Raw genomic sequence first — 17,909 nt, forward strand, 5'->3', positions numbered from 1 at the left:
ACGCTTGCAATGCGGGAGCCACCCACAGAGGTCATCCGACGGACGGGTCATCGCTGCGGTGCGGTCCGTCAGACCGGACTTTCGCTGCAACCGCGTCACTGATACGATATTGAGTGTCGGCAGTGCGGGACGAAGTTGCCGTTCAATTTGGCCAATCGAATGTCCGTTTTCCAAGGGTTTGGGACCAAATTCACTTTGAGAAACTATGGTAGAATGTCGAGAGCTGTTCGACGCCCCCTTCTGTATCCATCGCGCCGATGCCTAAGAATGTAGGAGCCTCACGCACGAACTTGACTTGAACGCCAATGCTCTCCGACTCGCTGATTATCCGAGCCTGATCGTTCGATATCTTTGCGAAGACATGTACGTCTGTGCCAATTGTGAAACGTTCACATTCATCCGATATGTCGAACTTGATGTCTTCCCCGTTGAGAGTAATTTCCACGACGCCAAAGCCAGTCAATTCTTCGAAGCGGTTCTGGGCTTCAATGACTGCCGAAAAGAAAAATCCAGCATCTTTGATGAAACCCAACATAACCTTATGGCGTCCGTAGATAGAATCCCGTTCTCCTCTAACGTACATTATACCGCCGCGAGCTTGTACGGTCCAAATTGCATCGGTTTGACCGCCTGTGACTACGCGAAGTTCTTTTAGCCGTAGTTCGCTTACTAGGTCGATCTCTTTCGCATCGGTGGCGGATGACAGTTCCAAGAACTCGGGTGAAACCCTCATGTCACTGACAAAGGACGCGATCTTCGCGGAAAGCTCTTGAGATTTCCCAATGTGTTCTGGCAGTGGGTCCTTGAAGGAAAAGCGATGTACTCCAAATCTGCTGCCCTCCGAAAGAAATCTCAAACGCCCTCCCAAGTAGACCATAGTGGCCGCGCTCATACACCTACCGCTGACACGTTTTCTTAGAACCAAGGGCCTTGACGGGTCGGGCGGCTCCAACAGATATCTGCCCACATCTGTCCAGAGGCCGTACTGCCGAATTTTCCTACCTATTCCAATCCCCGCCTCCAAATTACCGCCTGCGGAATCGATGTAAACGACCATGTGAGGGGGCGGTTCGTGATCATCAAGGAACTTGCTGAACTTGACGTCATCGCCGTGCTCAATAGTTCCAACTGCGTTAATGCAGAAGAAGCCACCGAGCATTTTCTCTAGTTCGTTCTGCGGTTCTGTATAGTGAAAATCCATATCGCCCGCCAAAGTCTGATCAGAATTGAAGAAGGGTAGGTTCAGTAGAGCCATTTGGCTGCTACTTTACATTGAAAACGCGTCGAAGCTGACGTTCGTGCAACACGCAGCATTATGCAAGGTGGGCTCAAACCGGACTTGCGTCGGCGCGGCACGCGAATCTTAGCCTTTCAGGCCTCGGCGCGACCAACCGGATGACCTCTTCCAGCCCGAAGCGGACCCGCTATCCACCGTCTTGGCGCGAAGGTTGCTCACGCAGGTCGGGCGGATAGCCGACATGCGGCACCGCAGCGCGACAACCGCGGCATTCCACACAAGCTGACATTCCGAGATGCGACGATATCACCTAGGCACGCTCCACCGGGGAGGAAGGGAGGTTGGAAGTTTGTGGGGCCCCCAAAGTTAACATCTCACGAAAGCCCTGGTACTTTTCCAGCCCGCAGATCCTCCCAGCTAACCACCAGAATAATTTCAGATCCGCTGCTGTTGCTGGACAGCAGGACTTTCTCGGTCACGTCGTCAACCACCGGGATCCAGGGCATTGGCGGTAGGATGCTCACGGCAATTTCTCCGCCCGCGCCAATGGAGATGCAGGGGTGCTTCTCTCCACGCTTACGGGCAGCCGCAATCTGCTGTTCGAGCCAGTCCCAATCATGGCCAATCGATGCTACGGGTGCCAATGTATGGGCGAGTTGGGGATGCCAACTATCGACGATCCTAGGGATTTCGGTTAGTAGCTTGTCGATCAGGATTACCGGACTCAGTTCATCGACCGCAGCCAAAGCAGCGTCTTTCCCCTCGCTCAAAGGCACCTGCTCGCCAAAGCTTTCTGCGATAGCCTTGGTTGCCGCGCCAGCATCCCGACCATCTCCAGTGGCCTCTACGACAGACCATTTGAGCCAGTCTCGCGCTTTAGCTACTGCCAATTCGCGAAGGGACGCGACCTGCGGATTGTTCTGCCCTGCATCGAATTGAGGATCAAAAATGGGATAAACGTGCCAACCAACGGAAAACGCCGCCTGCATCAACTCTTCCTCTTCGTCGACAAAAGTTCGCGAGATCCAGTCGACAAAGGCAGAGACGGACGCAAAAGCCTCATCTCCGGTTTCGCATCGACGCACGGAGATGGTGGGCGGGGCCTCATCCATGTCTTCGGCTGACATATAGCGCAGTGCTACCTCCTGAAGCATGCCAGCCATATCGACCTCGGCCCAAAATGAACTGGCTTTCAGCAGGCGCTGCTGCTCTGGTTCGGCATCCGCGATCTGAGCGGAAAGCGAACCAAATCGGCCAAGCAGCAATCCCAATCTGAACATGGCGGAAAAGGTCCACTGGCCGTCGATCAGCGGGGGTGCCGACGCAATTTCGTCGAGCAGAAGCACGCCGAGGATCGGATGGCGCCAGTCCATGCCAGGTCTGGCGCAGCTCGTCATGAAATTCCGCATGCGGTCGACATTGCGAACGGCGTCTCGCGCATAATCACCCAACACGCCCCAGAAATCGACCGAGACCGGCATGATGTGGCGATCCAGCGTCAATCCCGGATAACGCCACCGTTCGATGTTTCGGATGTCTTCCCACCCTTGAGACAGCGCCCATTCCGGCGAACCATATCCCTTCAAATACTGGACGGCGGCGCCTCCGTCATTCGAAAGCCACGACCAACATGCCGACAGGTCCCCAGTTCGACCGTTCTCCAGAATGTAATCGGATATGGGGGAGCGGCTATTCTCTAGGAATCCTTCGCTTTGTGCCCTCTTCATGAAACTGAAGGGATTCACGACACCCGCGAGGATCAGATAGGGGGAGACGGCCATTCCGGGATAAAGATGGTTGTAGGCGACCATTGCAAAGCCAGAGCCCCCGGAACGCTCTGCCTCTCGAACCATCAGACCGGCAGCAGTCGAGCACACGGCATGTATATCGTCTTCGTCGAGGTCCGGTGAGGGTGTGAAGGACAGCGTTGCCGTCACGATTCCATCGACCGCCAGTCCCTTCTGACCTATCGCGCTCCAGGCGGTTGGAATATGGACGACCAGTCGAGGGTCTGCTTCGCTTTCCTCGAAGCGCAGGCACAGAACACGGCGACGAGACCAGCTGTTGAGGCCGGTAATGGCGTGATCGAGAAGCGTCGAGAAATTGCGCGATACGATCACCATCATGACATCGTTCGCGCTGGAGAAGGGCGTATGGTTCAGTGTTTCATGCTCATAGGCCATGATCTCTGTCACCGCCTCGCGGGCACTGCCATCCTGATTCTTTATCTCAAACAGAACGAAGCGGGAGGTTTCTCGCGCGCAATAGAGCAGGTCGACAAAGAGGCGTTCCCCTTTCTCGCGGGATATGCTGCGACTGTTCTTGCTGACCAGCTCAAGAGTGTGAAGCTCTCCCAATACGTGCTGCGCGGCCCTCAAATTTCCGAGTCGAGTAATATAGTCGATTGGAAAAGAAGGCTTGAATTCTGGCGACTCATGCCCTTCCAGAGATTCACTGACCTGATCGGCTCCGATGATGAAGTCCGACAATGCGTCCTGTTCAATGACTGCTTCGAGCCAGTCCTGAACCTTCTGTTCCGTGTCGAATTTTGGTGTGTTCACGTCCGCCATCTCTCTCTTAGCATATACAAGTCATCATGTCGGATTGCTTCAGAAAGTGCGACATATCTCTTGGATGGGCAGCGGGGGACATTGAGCGAACTTGGACGTCCATCTTGTCCCGATCCCTCGCGCGGTGGCGGGGTTCAGCTGGTCGAGTGACGGCTTCGGGGAAAGAGGCAATGCAGCAACTGGTGCGGTCGACCGGCAGCAATGGGCTGCCCCTACCATCCAGCGAGACCCTGCGGACTGAACTTTGCAAAGGTCGAAATCTGCGCATTTCTGACCTTGGTGGAAGACGCAGCACGGGTGGATGGGTCTTTCGGTCTCTGAATGGCCGCTTTCGCATTTCCGAGGCGCAGGCCGAGCACCCGCAGCGAAAGTCCGCAATCCGCCCATTCTGTTGAAAAACTAACGTTTGCGAATGCAGAAATGGCACTTACAAATTCGGCGCAAGCGCCTTTCTTGTCAGGCTTTGCGCGTTTGCTGCGATGCAGGAAAGATCTTAGCCAGTTTTCGGAGATTTTGGGCGGTTGCGGCGAGGAGGAATTCGTCATTTGCGCCGCATGGGCCACGTAATCGAAGCCGGCTCAGGCCGAGTATCCGCTTGAGATGGGCGAAGAGCATTTCGACCTTCTTTCTGAGCTTCATCGCGGTCTGGTATTCTTCGGTCTTAGCCAGATCCCTGGCGACCTGACGCGCATCTTCGTGCTCTTCGCGGGTGATCTTGCGCGCATCAGCGTTGGGGCAGCATTTTTGCTTGGACGGGCAGACCTGGCAGACTTCTTTCAAGGCGCGATAGCGGGCTGTGCCCTTGCCCGTCGGTCCCCGGTTCGGATCAGAGTAATTCCGGCGGAACTGCTTGAGCGCGTGACCCTCGGGGCAGATGTATTGATTATTCTCTGCATCCCAGTCGAAATCTGTGCGTGTCCAGGTGCCATCGGGGCGTCCGGCCTTGTCGATCACCGGGATGTAAGGATCGATCTTGCGCTCCACGAGCCAGCCGAGCATTGGGCCTGAACCATAGGCTGTGTCGGCGATCATCCAGTCAGGGACCAAGCCGAACTTTTCTTTCACCCGCGTCAGCATGGTTTTTGTCGATCCAACCTCGGCTTGCCGGATGGAGCGCGTGGGTTCCACATCCAAGATGACACCGTGATCCGTGTCGATGAGATAATTGTCGGAATAGCTAAAGAATGCGTTCGCCAATGTCTCTCGGACCATTGGCGTTCCATTGGCTCACCCTTGCGGGCTGCTGTCCACTGACTGGCGGGATCGGAATGCGAGGTGAACTTGGGTTGGACATCGCTCGCCGCGCCGAAGGCTGCCTCGTCGAGCGTGTCGAGATACTCTCGGACTGCGCGGGGTGCATCTACGGCATCGATGGACGACGCATCCCATTCTTCCTTCGGTGTTGAGTTTTGCTTGTTCGCATCGGCTTCGATCAGACTGGCATCGACTGCCATGCGCTGGCCGCTGACCAGACCTTCTTCGATGCAGCGGGCGACAGTTGTCTCGAACAGGTGTCGCAGGAGTTCGCTCTCACGGAAACGACCATGCCGGTTCTTGGAAAACGTTGAATGATCCGGGACCCGGTCGCTCAGATCGAGGCGGCAGAACCAGCGATAGGCGAGGTTGAGATGCACCTCTTCGCAGAGCCGCCGCTCTGACCGGATGCCGAAACAGTATCCGACCAGCAACATGCGGATCAGTAGTTCAGGATCAACTGACGGGCGGCCCGTGTGACTGTAGAAACCGGCAAGATGGGCGCGGATGCTGCTCAGATCGACGAACCGATCAATCGACCGTAGCAGGTGATCCTGGGGAACATGATCCTCCAGCGAGAACTCATAAAACAGCGCTGCCTGCGCTTCCTGCGCTTCCTGCCTCGGTCCCATCATCGTTCAATCCCTCCCGATGAAAAGAATTGAATCAGCGACTTACCCACCGATCAAGGAATAGTTTTTCAACAAAATAAGCCCAAACCTCCCAAATGCTGCACCAGGCTTTGATGTCCGCATTCGCGCGGTTTCACTATACCAGATTGACCCTATGCGCTTCCCACAATTGCGGCGGCTCTAACTTTTTGGACAAATGCGTGATCACAGCTTCGGGCACGGCATCTGGTCGTTCCCTGTTCTGATGGCGCAATTGATCTGGGTTCTCTTCGAGATAGACAATCTCAACGCATGCACCGTAGTCACGCAGTAGCCGTAGAACCCGTGATCGGTTCTGTCGGGTCACATTGGTAGCGTTCCAAACAAAATCACGCCCGGCCCGCAGGTGCTCTCGCGCCCGTTCGTGCGCAGCCTGAATGACCTGGCCTTGATTGTCACTTGCAGAGACGCCTAGTTCGTCTCGGATCGTATCAAGGCTGACGACAGGATGTTCTGGGCAGTTTTTCCCGATCCAGGTATCCTTCCCCACACCAGGCAAACCTGACATGACGATAACCGTACAAGGGAACGCCTCGTGAGCCTCATAGTGCGGGTCTCGGTCTTCCAACTCAAAAAAGGCAACCCGGCTTTCATCATTGGCGAAGGCAAATTGGTGATCCCAACAGTTGGCCTCTTGGAAGGTCAATGCGGCGAGGCTCACATTCTCCAAGATGGATTGCTGGTCCTCACATTTGCGACCCATGGCGTCGGCCTTGGCATGAAGGCAAAGGTGATCCGGCCTGCACCGCCACGATGTCTCAATAGCCATACGTTGCGGATCAGGCCGTTCGATCAGCCAGAACGGCAGTTGGTGGTGGGCGATGATCCCGCACAGCGCTTCACGCCACGCAAACGGAGACCCCGCATACCACAGCAGTTCCCTTGCAATGGATGCACCAACACGGGAGTGACCACGGGAGGAAATGCGTCCGTCATCCTCATGCTTTGTGACGGCGGGCTTGCCGATATCATGCAAGACGGCGGCCCAGAATAAGTTAGTCCGGTCCACTTCGGGAAGACCTTGCCAGTCTGGGTCCGCCACCAGAGCCTCGACCACCATTCGCGTGTGCGTCCCGACATCGCCCTCAGCATGATGGATTAGGTCCTGCGGGCAGGCGTCGAGAGTGGCAAGTTCCGACCACAGTGGCCAAATCTCACCCCAATCCACCTGCCAAGCTGGGCCGGTTGGAACCAAGGCCAGCAGGTGGTCATGTGTGACGGCATGTTTGATAGGCTTACGCATCGTAGGCCCCCTCCGCACCCAGAGTGGGTGCAAAGATATCGACACCATCGGCCAAGCCGTTCGGCAGGATTGGACGGTCGTGCCAATGCCCGTCAGCGGCTTCAATCGCCTGCAAAAAGTCAGCGCGGACGAACTTGAAGCGGTCCTCCACATGGTCCGCACTTTCTTGCTTTAGATACAGCCCTTCGGCTAGGTCGCTGTCCTCTGTCTGCTGGTCAACCATGTCAGGACGGCTGCCGGACCGCTCTGCTGCAATCAACAGTGCATCACGCCAGTCCGTGGATTTGTAAGGCGAAGGCCGGGTGAGGCTGATCAGTTGATCGACGGACCTGATTTCGCCTGTATGGATGACCGGCACTGGCATGATCGGCAGTCCGGTCAGCAAAGCCCGACGAGCCGCCGTGCTCAGGAACAGGCCGGTGTCTCGGTCCAGCACATCGAACTCCATGAAGTAATGCGGCAGCCGGTCATAGAACACAGTGTGTTTGGCATACATCCATTCGCCATACATAACGAAACGATGGCCCAGCACCGGGTGCAGGGCATGTGCATGGGCCGCAGCCCAGGTCTTGAGCAAAGAGAAGTGACGTTCGCGGCCACCGCCGGTCAGATAGTGCCCACGGCTTTGCAGCAGCAGGTTGCCATCCACGTCAAAAGATACGGCGGAATTGGCTCCGTCGAGCTTTTCTTCAACAATCAGAGGCTGGCCTGAAAGCTCTTTGATTGGTTTGTCATCCGCCACATCGCCCAACTGAAGGCGCGAGCCTTCAATGTGCCGCGTACGCGGGTACTTCTGGATATTCATAACAGTCTCACAATGTATCGATTGGTCGCACAAAAACACCCGGCAGGGTTTGCCAAGGTGTTGGTTTGATTATATGCGCTGCGATTACATCGGACTTCCATGGGGCTCGGGGTTGAGACAGGCAACCCGGTTAACGTTGACAAGAGCAAAAATCAACAGCGGACATTCAAAGCCGCTTTTGAATTGTCCGCTTCGTCCCGCATCAGCGACATTCATACCCGGATTTTGCTGCGCTAGGCTGTGAACGGCCGCTTCGGGGAAGCTGCAAGGCAGCGCTTGGACCTTTGACCAACGGCAGGTCACCTCTGAGAATGTCCAGCGCCTGGACGACATCATCAACTTGATAGTGCGGCCGACCATCCACTATGGGCATGTTCGGGCGCACGCAATACGCCTCAATGATTTCGACAAGCCTCACAGGGAGTTGCTTTGCATCGACTGGCCGTCCAGCTTCAAGCGCGGAACGGATTGTCAACAAGGTGACCAACGTATCCGCATAGGCTTCGTCGGCCTCAGTCAGAGACCGTTGCATCTTCGGTCCCTGTTGTGGCTCAGGTGGGCCAATAAAGCTCTCTTCCTCTCGTCGGATGCCATCAAAGGTCGGGCGATCGCTCATGCTCCCTCCGTCGCCTTCCCTCGGTTGGTGTGCCTGGTCGTCAATATCATTATGTCGATGATCTTGATTTTGACGATCAGGTCAATTCGGGTTCGTATCTGACACAGTGTTCAGTGTGTCAGGCAGGTTTGTGCGTTTTTCAAATTCCTGTAATTCTACCTGTTAGCGGCTCTCGAAATAGTTGAGCGGCATTTTCAGATAGGCGCGCCCATTGCCTTCGGCCTCGGGCAACCGGCCGCCACGGATGTTGACCTGAAGTGCGGCGAGCATCAGCTTCGGCAGCGGCAAAGTGGCATCGCGGGTATCCCGCACGGCGCGGTAGTCTTCTCGCGCGGGGGCGCTTTTCCAATGAATGTTTGCCGCGCGGTGTTCGGCCACGGTAGCTTCGCATTCTACGTTGCGTCCCGGGGCATAGTCATGACCGACAAAGATGCGGGTGCCCTCTGGCAAGGCGAGAATGGCGGAGATGCTGTCATAGAGGGCATCAGAGCTTCCGCCGGGGAAATCGGCGCGTGACGACCCACTGTCTGGCATCATCAGCGTGTCATGGACAAAGGCCGCATCGCCCGCAACATAGGTGATGGAGGCGAGCGTGTGACCAGGCGAGAACATCACCCTGACGGGCACAGTGCCGACCATGAAGGTGTCGCCATCGGCAAAAAGGTGGTCCCATTGGCTCCCGTCGTTCGGGAAATCATCAGGCAGGTTGTAGATTTCCTGCCAGAGCTTCTGGACGCCCACCACTTTTTTACCGATCGCGGTTGGCGCACCTGTCTGCGCTTTGAGCCATTGCGCCGCAGAAAAGTGGTCGGCATGGGGATGTGTGTCGAGAATCCAGACGAGCTCAATCCCGGCGTCGCGCACATAATCCAGCAGCCGTTGGGCATTCGTTGTTGCTGTTGCGCCTGCCATCGGGTCGAAATCGAGGACAGGATCGACGATGGCGCCTTTCATCGTGCCAGGGTCATGAAACACATATTGCCAACTTCCGGTGGCTTGGTCCCAAAAGGGTTTTACAACGGGATTTGTCATGTCAGGTCTCCATAATCAGTTGAGATAGAAGGGAGGACAACACTGCCCTTCAGGAGTTAGCGTGTGCTGGCCTTCATCATCCAGAGTTCTTTTTCGTGCCATTCCAGACGGTCGGTGAGCAGTCCGACAGAGACCTCGTCACCAGCAACACCTGCGGCCTTGATGGCGTCGCGAAGCGTGCCTGCGATGGTGTCGTGTTCTGCGATCAAGGTCGTAATCATGGCTTCGGCTGAGTGCGTAGGCGCGGCTTCGGCTGGGGCGAGCTTCATCAGGTCGACCACGGTTCCTGGCGCATAGGCCCCTTGGATGCGGATGCGTTCGGCGATGTCATCCAGTGCAGCCCAGAGGTTTTGGTATTGTGCCTCGAAAAGCGAGTGCAACAGGCGGAAATTCGGCCCTTCGACATTCCAGTGATAGCCATGCGTCTGCACATAGAGGCGGAAGGTCTGACCCAAAACTGTGTTGAGTGCGTCGATATTGGTTTGGGTAGAAGTGGTCATGTCGAGATTTCCTGTTGCTTTGTGTCTGGGAGACGTCGGGCCAGTGTAGCCCGCCGCAAGTGCTGTGGCGCATTCCCGCTTTAGAGCGCGCGGGTCGAAAAATACCAATCGACTGTGTTGTAGCCTTCGGCTGCACGGGCCTGAGCTGCTTCGGGCGTGGCCGGTGTCGGGACGATCACCTCGTCTCCGGGTTTCCAGTTTTCCGGCATGGCGCATTTGTTTTCGTCAGCGGTCTGCAGTGCGACCAGCAGACGATGGATCTCATCGACGGAGCGGCCCGCGTTCATCGGATAGTAGACCATCGCGCGCAGAACGCCTTGGGGATCGATGATAAAGGTTGCCCGCACGGCGGCGGTGTCGGACGCGCCGGGCTGGATCATCCCGTAGGCTTGGGCAACGGCCATATTCAGATCCGCGATGATCGGGAAACGCACATCAACGCCAAATTTTTCCTTGATGTTCAAGACCCATGCGATGTGGCTGTAGTGGCTGTCGATCGACAGTCCGAGAAGCTCGGTGTTGCGAGCGGCAAAGTCGTCGTGACGATTAGCGAAAGCGATGAATTCCGTGGTGCAGACCGGCGTAAAGTCAGCGGGGTGGGAAAACAAGATCAGCCATTTGCCGCGGTACTCTTCGAGCGTCTTGCGGCCATAGGTAGTAGGCGCGTCGAATGCCGGTGCGGCTTCGTTCAGGCGGGGTCCAGCGGGGCGCTGGGGGGCGGAGATGTCTTGTGTCATTGCTGCTATCCTTCTGGTGATGGTGTTGATGTAGACAGGGATAGCGTCTGGACAATTATAGGTGAAACTGAAAAAAATTATAACAATAATAGAAGGAATCTATAAATGATCACACTGCGCCATATGCGGTTCCTCACAGCCGTGGCCGAGACATTGAATTTCTCGCGTGCGGCGGAGATGTGCTTTGTTACCCAGCCGACCCTGAGCGCAGGGATAAAGGAATTGGAGGAGCGACTCGGCGTCCAGTTGATTGAGCGAACACGGCGCAGCGTTATCATGACACCCGTAGGAGAAGACGTGGTTGTGCGCGGTCGGCAATTGCTGCGTGATGCGGAAGAGATTGAAACTCTTGCCCGCGCCTATCGCAATCCGTTCGAAGGTGATTTGAAACTGGGGTCTATTCCGACCATCGGCCCGTATCTCTTGCCCCGCGCCCTGCCGGAGATTCGTGAGGCGTTTCCCGGGTTGCGACTCTATTTGCGTGAGGAAATGACCGAGAGCCTGATCGAAGGGTTGCAGGCGGGACGGCTCGATCTCGTGTTGATCGCATTGCCGTTCGAGACCGGATCGTTGGAAGTCATGCCCCTGTTCGAGGACGGGTATCAACTGGCGTCGCCTGCCGCTTGGCCTGCACCGCAGGGGGCGGAGGTGCTGATCGAAAGCGGTCAATTGATGTTGTTGGAGAAAGGGCATTGCCTGCAACGCCACGCACTTGAGGCCTATCCCGGTCGCATCCACACGGCGGAGGACAGCTTTGCGGCCACCAGCCTCACGACCTTGATCGCCATGGTGGCGGAAGGGCTCGGGATCACACTTCTGCCAAACCTTGCGGTTCGTGCCGGTGTAGCGGGAGCAGCCGATGTGCAATTGACCCCATTGCCTGACGCCTGTCCGCGACAGGTGGTGCTCGCATGGCGGCCAGGATCGGCACGAAACGCTCTCTTTGAAAAGCTGGGAAAGCTCCTCATTGAGATCTCTCGGGCTTTCTGACGCCGCGCGCACAGGTTATCCGCGAACTGGAAGATCACGAACTCCAGGACTATGCTGCTGTCTTCTTGAAGGCGGCCGGCCAGAAGGATGGTTGTCACGGAGCGTTCACCGGCATGGAGGCAACACTTTGCACCGATTAGAGACCCCAGACATAGTCAACTTGGGGGCTAACCGCCAAAACCTTGACACCAGGCCACGTGACCGTTGAAACGGCGCTCTCGAAAGATCAGAGGTAGGAACCGTCGCGTGCGGCGGGGCAGCGTTCCTTGCGATACAGGTTCGGAACTGTCGGAATAAAATACCCCTGCTTCGATGGGGATTTCGGTAGGTGGAATGCCCCCCGAAACACACAAGGAATCCCGAAGACCCCCCCTGTGGCGGTCGGCGTATAGCCTGACCCAGAGGCAGTGCCATATGTGATATTAACCACATTATGCTGTTTCTGGTAAGATTTCTTGACGCCTACAGTTAATCGGCGATGCGCGAATTGGATTCAATCAACAGAGAGTTGTCCTCTTGTATGGAGAACACGACCGTCATCCGATTGTTCTTCGTGCCATCATACGACCATGTGGTGCGTGCTGCATTCTTCAGCGTCTCTATCGCGCCATCCGGCGCTTTGTAGCCGAGTTGCTCATCAAGATCGGCGTGCAAGTTCTCGATCCCGTCGGCGTTAAGCACGTCTGCGGGGATGGTCACGCGACAATAGACCTCTTCGTCGCTGGCAGATAGTTCAAGTGTGGTGCCGTTCGGGTGGTCATGAAAATCCATGCCGTCCCGGTCTTCCCGTTCGGTCATGCCGGCCCCATACTCGGCCTGCATCCCCGCCATCATCTTGATGCGCAGCCCCAGATCATCGAGGATGCAGGAAGAAAGCAGAAAGCTGGTATAACGATCCCAGCTTGAAAGCGTATCCTGCGCCTTGGCTTCGATGGCGGAAAGTGCAGCAGTGGCCAGAACACTGGCCAGAGCGATCTGTTTCATTGGTCTGACACCTCAATCCGAAACGTGTTGAACATCGAAGGTCATGTAGACCTTGCAGTTTGAAAGGCCGAGCGGGGCAAGCTCCTCACCTCCCATCAGCGCCCCGATGAATAGATCGACGTGGGAGTTGATCTGTGTCGGAGATGTGATCCCCATGCCGACATCGGCAGCAACCTTACCCGGGCCCGAGGTCACCTCGAACAACTCACCTTCGAAGCTGTTCGGCCCTTTCCGTTCCCAAGTGATCTGCTGGCCATCCCCGTTCATGAAATTCAACACAGACGGGTCAAACCGACCGCCCCATGCAAGGCGATGGGTTTCCGACTGCGCATTGATCATGCCCGAGCCACGCAGCATGGCTTCCATCTCAGCCGGACAGTTTGTGAAACTCTGGTCGCGCGAGGTGACCCGCCACAGGCCATCACGTGGCACGATTTCGCCATCCACCGCGTCGGGAAACAGGTTGATGACCCTTTCCTGTGCCTTGTCCTGCGGCGCAAAGACCTCGATGGGTGCCACACCCTCCTGATCAAAGCTCAAGACCAGTTCGTCCGGCGAGTCCCCCGGGAGCAAATGCAGAGGCTCCATTGATCCTGTGCCGCCATAGGCCTGATGCACGGCATCGGGTGCCATGGCGACAAGGGATCCACCGGGGTTGCCTTCGATATAGACGACAGCGACCTGCCCAGGCGTGACCGTTTGACCATAGAGCACGCCCGTATCGGTTTCACTGATTTTGCCAAATCCCTGAGTGCAGCCCTCTCCCGGGGCGCAAAGAAGCACGGGTATCGGACCGTCTGCCAGGGCAGCGACCGGGGCAAGCGCAAGCGTCGTTACTGTGAAAGCTGCCATGCGGCGCATAGAGGTGAGCGACATGATAAAATCCCTTATGCTCAATTCAACGGTTGAATGGTTTGCAAAAGCAAGGTGGCACCCAGCAGGGCCGCAGGCTCATCCGGTGTCAGGTTGCAGACCGGCCCCATTGTCGAAGGCAGGCAGAGCGTCCCTTCCGTCACCTCCGGTGGTGCATTCAAGGAAAGCCGCGCTTCGCTGGCGGTGTCGAAGAAATTGATCCTTACCGGCGCTTCGGGGCCATCGCGATACGGGAAATCCGTACCCCAGCCGGGACGCAGGAAGAAGCTGACGCCTGTCTTGCGGTCCTCAATCAAGCAACCAAGCTGTTCTTCGCAGAGATAGCCCAGATCATCGCCAATCGCGACGTCATCGAAACCGGACGTGGCAGCATCCCCCTCTGGCGAGGCGGGCAGGGCGACTTCGTCGGCCACTGGCATGGCCGTTGCCGCGACGGTTTCTCTGATATCCGGCGACCAGTCGAGCGCATCGGCAGCAACCGTCAGGCCCTGACGGAAAAGCAGCGCGCGCTCGGATGTGTCATCGCGTCCGCTTGGGGGAAATTCCGCAATGTAACGCAGCTCGTAAGTGCCGGGCACATCGGGTGCGGTCAGAGTGATGGCGCGATCTTCGGTGCTATTGCGCAGATACGTGTAGCTGTATTCGGAGTAACCATCGCCGCTATAAAGCCCATCGGTGCCCGGATCGACAAGGTCGATCCAGTCGCGTGGACCGCCCGGACCGGACCAGATCAGCGTAAAATCGACACCGGGGCGCACCCTGTCAGGGGCAAGGAAGCTGATCTGTGCAGCGGTAACTGTGATATTTTCGACGGCCAACTCGGCTGAACTGTAACCCGAACCCTCGACGATGTAGCGCAACGTATAGTCGCCCTCATCCAGCGGCATCTGCATCTCGACCGGCGAGCTTTCCACAAGCGACATGCCGGCCAGCCAAGCATCAAGGTTCGTCTGACTTGCGTGATATAGCCCGAGGAAACCCTTGGGGCCTGCCCAGTCCACTGAAACCATCGCACCTTGCCCAGCCACATCGGGAGCCCTGAGGAAATTGTCGATATCGACAACCGAGATGTTGCGCAGGGCGAGCGTACGCTCGCGCGTGCCATCCGCGATCATCGCCTGTTCCTCTTCGCTCAGCGGCTGAACATAGCGCAAGACGTAGTCACCAAGGTTGGCAGGCATGGTCAGCATCACAGTGTCGCTGTCAGCCACAACAGGTGTCGCGTCAAAGGCATGGGTGCCTGCCCCGTCAAAGGGAACAATGTCGATGTAATCGCCTTCACGCGCAGGGCCGCTCCAACGCACTTCGATCTGCATAGCGCGGCCAGCAATCTCTGGCGCGTCCAGCGTTGCAGGCTGGGCCGGCGGTAGGGCGGCCTCGGCTTGTTGCACTTCCCTGGGGGTAAGGGTCTGGTTCAGCGCGTCGCGCAGGCCGCGCGCGTCGCCTGCATCGAAATACCGCCCCCCCGTTTCCAAAGCGAGGCATTCCAGAGCCGCGGTCTCGGCACCTTGCAAGCCAAATCCGACCACATGGGCGGTGAAATCCACCCCACTTTGTTCCAGCTCACGGCCCAAAGCGCAGGGATCACCCGCACAGGTTTCCAACCCGTCGGTGATCAGGATGACAGTCGCGGCGTCTTCTGTCGAACGCAGGTCCAAGGCAGCACGGCGCACTGCTTCAGTCAGCGGTGTCTTGCCCAGGAAGCGCATGGTATTGGCACGTGACAGCAACTCCGACGCTGTCCCAGGCGTCGGGGCCACCAGCAACTCGATATCCGAACAATCCCCCTTGCGGCGATGCCCGTAGGCGAGCAGGCCAAGACCCCGCTCCGGGGGGAAGTCGACCAGCACTTCGGCGAGTGTCTGGCGGGCAATCTCCAGCTTCGGGCGCCCGTCGATCTGGCCCCACATGGACCCTGATCCGTCCATCACGATAATCGTATTGGCTTGTTCCGCCTGCGCGACCTGTCCCCCCAATACAAGGCCGACGGCCCTGACCCAAAACATTCTCATAGCACTGTTGTCCTCATGTCATTTCATCTTGGCGTGGTCCAGAAGCGCAGCAGGGCCTTGGGCACGATGTCTTTCCACATTGAATACTGAGTGACAGGCGAGAGGTCATACACCACTTGGTGTATGTCTCGGGATTGACGCAAACTTATCGCATTGTAACAGTAAACCACCCCGGCCAGCGACGGAGCGGGACGTCAACACATGTCAAGAAGGTCGGAGAACCACAGGTGGCAGACCTACAAAACAGTAAACCGGATATGCCATCTGATGACCAGGTGCACACGACCGAGCTTGACCTGGACATCGTGTCCGACACGTTCAGGGCATTTGTCGATCAGGCCGCCTTTGACAGCCTCATCGAACGCTGGAACCAGAAACTGAATGCACTGGAGCCGGATGCTACCGTACTGGAACGACATTTTTCCAACGCGTTTTTTAAGCAGATGGACCTTGCCGCGGACTCGCTGGACCGGTTGGACGCGCAGGTTTTCGAAGACCCGCTCGAACGGGTTGTAGCCGAAATCGCCGGACCGGCAGTCGTGATCAGCCCCGATTTGCGCGTGGCCTCCGTGAATGCCGAAGGGGAGCAGTCGTTTGGTGCGTCACAAGGCACATTTTTGTCACTGGATTGCCTATCACCCGAGTCGCGCGTGGATTTCGACACCGTACTGCGGGCGGCCAAGGGACAAGGCAACCTTGGACAGGCAATTGTTCAAATCCTTGACCGTTTCACTGGTGAGCCGGCCTTTCGGGCCGAGGCCTTTCTATTGAAGGCATCCAATCAAGAGAGCCACTACATCGTGATCCGCTCTCTGGAGCTGGACTGGTCACCCGAGGTGTCAGCGACACTGTCTCAAGCTTTCGACCTGACCGACGCCGAAATCGCGGTCGCCCGCCAGTTCTTCGAGAACTGCGACCTTGCAGCGGTCGCTGCGCTGCGTGGGGTTTCTGTGCATACGGTGCGCACCCAGATGAAAACCATCCTGAGCAAGACCGGCGCGACATCCCAAGCTGAACTAGTCCGGCTGTTTTCGATGGTGGCCAGCCGCCAGATGCTTCGGAATCGGGGGCTCTTGACTGAATGGCAAGACCCGCTTGGGCGCGAAAAGATCCTCGTGACCGATTCAGGGCGCAAGATTGCTTGGACATGGATGGGGGCCCTTGATGGGCGCCCCGCCATTTTCCTTCGGGGAATGGCCATGGGGTACCTCCTTCCTGAAAGCGCAGAGAAGTTGCTGAAACACGCGGGGATCACACTGTTCATCCCATCGCGGCCCGGTTACGGCAATTCATCACTGCACGAAGACCTCCCAGTCCTTGAAGACAATCAGGTCATGCTGGAGGAGTTTCTGGTCGGCATGGGTCTGAAAGGCTGCGTCGGCATCGGCCTGTCCGACGGGATCATCCCGCTGTTGGCGCAGCAGGACAAAGACCCGGCTACATTCAACGCATTGATATCCGTCGGGTTCAACGGATGCCTCAACCGGGCTGCGTTCCGCAAACTTCCGGTACCGCAGGCAACGCTGCTGCGCCTTGCCAAAACCGCGCCGCGGTTATTGGACCTTATTGCCAGGATTGGCCAGCGCATGATCGCGCGTTACGGCGTGGATTGGTATCTCGACCGCGCCCACGCATCCACGCCTCTTGACCTGCAGATCTGCCGTGATCCCAGCACGGCGACACTTGTGCGTGACGCGTGTTCGCATCTGGTCGTTCAGGGCACCCGCACTTTTGTTCGGGACATGCAAATGTTTCACGCCCCGGTTGATGGCGCGATCGATCGGTTGGCCATTCCGATGCTGAGCATGGTGCCGACCGAAGATGGGCTATTCGATATCGACGAATACAGGCAACTGGAAGCACGCAATTCCCATGTGTCGGTTCTGCCCGTGCCTGAGAGTGCGGATCTGCTGATCTACCAGCAAACGGATTTCATCATGGATCGGATTATCGAGATTGTGACCACCCATCATCAACCGACTTAGCGCAATGCATTATCCTCTTGCGTCATAATTGCCTCTCACTCACGCAAATTCCTTCGCTAAAACTTCCGCCTGCTGCAGAACCTTTTTCACGGATTCCGCCTGCAGATCCGGCGGGAAACCGTGTTTCTTCAAAATCCTGCGGATACTGACGGGATCGTCCAATCCGGACGAGGTCTGTGGACGAAGCCGAAAATGTCTGCTGCGCAACTCGAAGCGCGCCGGAAAGCGGGGCTCTCCACTGCCAATCTGACACATGCATGCAGCGGGCCCTTCGAACGCCAAACCAGACTGCGAAGATGAGCGTGGCCCGGAGAAGTGATCTCAGACATACAAAAGAAGGAAAATGAGCTTGACCCAGACACCCAATTCGCGAAGCTGACCTTCGCTGCGGGAGCATCAT

Annotated in this window: 14 protein-coding genes and 1 pseudogene; 2 read left to right on the forward strand and 13 right to left on the reverse strand. The window is 57.0% G+C overall.

The genetic code is table 11. The features are described from left to right. Nucleotides 1–190 precede the first annotated feature (190 nt). The 9 genes and pseudogenes from B30_RS10055 to B30_RS10095 all read right to left on the reverse strand — a co-directional run bounded on the left by B30_RS10055 (nucleotide 191) and on the right by B30_RS10095 (nucleotide 10,665). A complete protein-coding gene (locus tag B30_RS10055; RefSeq protein WP_009571942.1) occupies nucleotides 191–1,255 on the reverse strand; it encodes a hypothetical protein in 1,065 nt (354 codons plus the stop codon). Between the two features lie 356 nt (nucleotides 1,256–1,611). Then, complete coding sequence (locus B30_RS10060) at nucleotides 1,612–3,807, reverse strand: hypothetical protein (protein WP_009571943.1); 2,196 nt, start codon at nucleotides 3,805–3,807, stop codon at nucleotides 1,612–1,614. A gap of 456 nt (nucleotides 3,808–4,263) precedes the next feature. Then, nucleotides 4,264–5,696: pseudogene (locus B30_RS10065) on the reverse strand (transposase). Nucleotides 5,697–5,829: 133 nt separating this feature from the next. Beyond that, nucleotides 5,830–6,975 (reverse strand): AAA family ATPase, encoded by a 1,146-nt coding sequence (locus B30_RS10070; RefSeq protein WP_009571949.1) that lies wholly within the window; start codon nucleotides 6,973–6,975, stop codon nucleotides 5,830–5,832. Beyond that, complete coding sequence (locus B30_RS10075; RefSeq protein WP_009571951.1) at nucleotides 6,968–7,780, reverse strand: RNA ligase family protein; 813 nt, start codon at nucleotides 7,778–7,780, stop codon at nucleotides 6,968–6,970. Before B30_RS10075 ends, B30_RS10070 begins: the two co-directional genes overlap by 8 nt. 202 nt (nucleotides 7,781–7,982) lie before the next feature. Continuing rightward, the gene (locus tag B30_RS10080; protein WP_009571953.1) at nucleotides 7,983–8,396 is read right to left on the reverse strand and encodes a hypothetical protein; all 414 of its coding nucleotides are present in this window, start codon (nucleotides 8,394–8,396) and stop codon (nucleotides 7,983–7,985) included. A 162-nt stretch (nucleotides 8,397–8,558) separates the two neighbouring features. After that, nucleotides 8,559–9,428 carry an MBL fold metallo-hydrolase gene (locus B30_RS10085; RefSeq protein ID WP_009571955.1) on the reverse strand — a complete coding sequence of 290 codons (870 nt, stop codon included), beginning with the start codon at nucleotides 9,426–9,428 and terminating at the stop codon, nucleotides 8,559–8,561. 56 nt (nucleotides 9,429–9,484) lie between these two features. Further along, nucleotides 9,485–9,928 carry a Dps family protein gene (locus B30_RS10090; RefSeq protein WP_009571957.1) on the reverse strand — a complete coding sequence of 148 codons (444 nt, stop codon included), beginning with the start codon at nucleotides 9,926–9,928 and terminating at the stop codon, nucleotides 9,485–9,487. An 80-nt stretch (nucleotides 9,929–10,008) separates the two neighbouring features. Next, nucleotides 10,009–10,665, reverse strand: coding sequence for a peroxiredoxin (locus tag B30_RS10095; protein WP_009571959.1), 657 nt, complete (start codon nucleotides 10,663–10,665; stop codon nucleotides 10,009–10,011). A 105-nt stretch (nucleotides 10,666–10,770) separates the two neighbouring features. On the opposite strand from B30_RS10095, the gene B30_RS10100 reads away from it, so the two are divergent. Further along, nucleotides 10,771–11,655 carry a hydrogen peroxide-inducible genes activator gene (locus B30_RS10100; RefSeq protein ID WP_009571961.1) on the forward strand — a complete coding sequence of 295 codons (885 nt, stop codon included), beginning with the start codon at nucleotides 10,771–10,773 and terminating at the stop codon, nucleotides 11,653–11,655. Between the two features lie 468 nt (nucleotides 11,656–12,123). Here B30_RS10100 and B30_RS10105 read toward each other — a convergent pair whose 3' ends face one another. The 3 genes from B30_RS10105 to B30_RS10115 are packed head-to-tail and all read right to left on the reverse strand — an operon-like array spanning nucleotide 12,124 to nucleotide 15,524. Beyond that, a complete protein-coding gene (locus B30_RS10105) occupies nucleotides 12,124–12,639 on the reverse strand; it encodes a hypothetical protein (RefSeq protein ID WP_009571962.1) in 516 nt (171 codons plus the stop codon). Nucleotides 12,640–12,651: 12 nt separating this feature from the next. Further along, on the reverse strand, nucleotides 12,652–13,515 hold the full coding sequence (locus B30_RS10110; protein ID WP_009571964.1) for a hypothetical protein: 864 nt from the start codon (nucleotides 13,513–13,515) through the stop codon (nucleotides 12,652–12,654). Between the two features lie 17 nt (nucleotides 13,516–13,532). Continuing rightward, complete coding sequence (locus B30_RS10115; protein WP_100220087.1) at nucleotides 13,533–15,524, reverse strand: vWA domain-containing protein; 1,992 nt, start codon at nucleotides 15,522–15,524, stop codon at nucleotides 13,533–13,535. 227 nt (nucleotides 15,525–15,751) lie between these two features. Here B30_RS10115 and B30_RS10120 point away from each other — a divergent pair, with 227 nt between their 5' ends. Continuing rightward, nucleotides 15,752–17,509 (forward strand): helix-turn-helix transcriptional regulator, encoded by a 1,758-nt coding sequence (locus tag B30_RS10120; protein WP_040402246.1) that lies wholly within the window; start codon nucleotides 15,752–15,754, stop codon nucleotides 17,507–17,509. 39 nt (nucleotides 17,510–17,548) lie between these two features. Here B30_RS10120 and B30_RS22165 read toward each other — a convergent pair whose 3' ends face one another. Beyond that, complete coding sequence (locus B30_RS22165; protein WP_157789806.1) at nucleotides 17,549–17,671, reverse strand: type I restriction enzyme endonuclease domain-containing protein; 123 nt, start codon at nucleotides 17,669–17,671, stop codon at nucleotides 17,549–17,551. Nucleotides 17,672–17,909 lie beyond the last annotated feature (238 nt).

Origin of the sequence: Celeribacter baekdonensis B30, assembly GCF_000299875.1 — a bacterium.
GTDB classification, from domain to species: domain Bacteria; phylum Pseudomonadota; class Alphaproteobacteria; order Rhodobacterales; family Rhodobacteraceae; genus Celeribacter; species Celeribacter baekdonensis_A.

Bases quoted from the DNA above. Each gene is read 5' to 3' on its own strand.
- B30_RS10055 (WP_009571942.1), bottom strand. From the start codon at position 1,255: ATGGCTCTACTGAACCTACCCTTCTTCAATTCTGATCAGACTTTGGCG.
- B30_RS10060 (WP_009571943.1), bottom strand. From the start codon at position 3,807: ATGGCGGACGTGAACACACCAAAATTCGACACGGAACAGAAGGTTCAG.
- B30_RS10070 (WP_009571949.1), bottom strand. From the start codon at position 6,975: ATGCGTAAGCCTATCAAACATGCCGTCACACATGACCACCTGCTGGCC.
- B30_RS10075 (WP_009571951.1), bottom strand. From the start codon at position 7,780: ATGAATATCCAGAAGTACCCGCGTACGCGGCACATTGAAGGCTCGCGC.
- B30_RS10080 (WP_009571953.1), bottom strand. From the start codon at position 8,396: ATGAGCGATCGCCCGACCTTTGATGGCATCCGACGAGAGGAAGAGAGC.
- B30_RS10085 (WP_009571955.1), bottom strand. From the start codon at position 9,428: ATGACAAATCCCGTTGTAAAACCCTTTTGGGACCAAGCCACCGGAAGT.
- B30_RS10090 (WP_009571957.1), bottom strand. From the start codon at position 9,928: ATGACCACTTCTACCCAAACCAATATCGACGCACTCAACACAGTTTTG.
- B30_RS10095 (WP_009571959.1), bottom strand. From the start codon at position 10,665: ATGACACAAGACATCTCCGCCCCCCAGCGCCCCGCTGGACCCCGCCTG.
- B30_RS10100 (WP_009571961.1), top strand. From the start codon at position 10,771: ATGATCACACTGCGCCATATGCGGTTCCTCACAGCCGTGGCCGAGACA.
- B30_RS10105 (WP_009571962.1), bottom strand. From the start codon at position 12,639: ATGAAACAGATCGCTCTGGCCAGTGTTCTGGCCACTGCTGCACTTTCC.
- B30_RS10110 (WP_009571964.1), bottom strand. From the start codon at position 13,515: ATGTCGCTCACCTCTATGCGCCGCATGGCAGCTTTCACAGTAACGACG.
- B30_RS10115 (WP_100220087.1), bottom strand. From the start codon at position 15,524: ATGAGAATGTTTTGGGTCAGGGCCGTCGGCCTTGTATTGGGGGGACAG.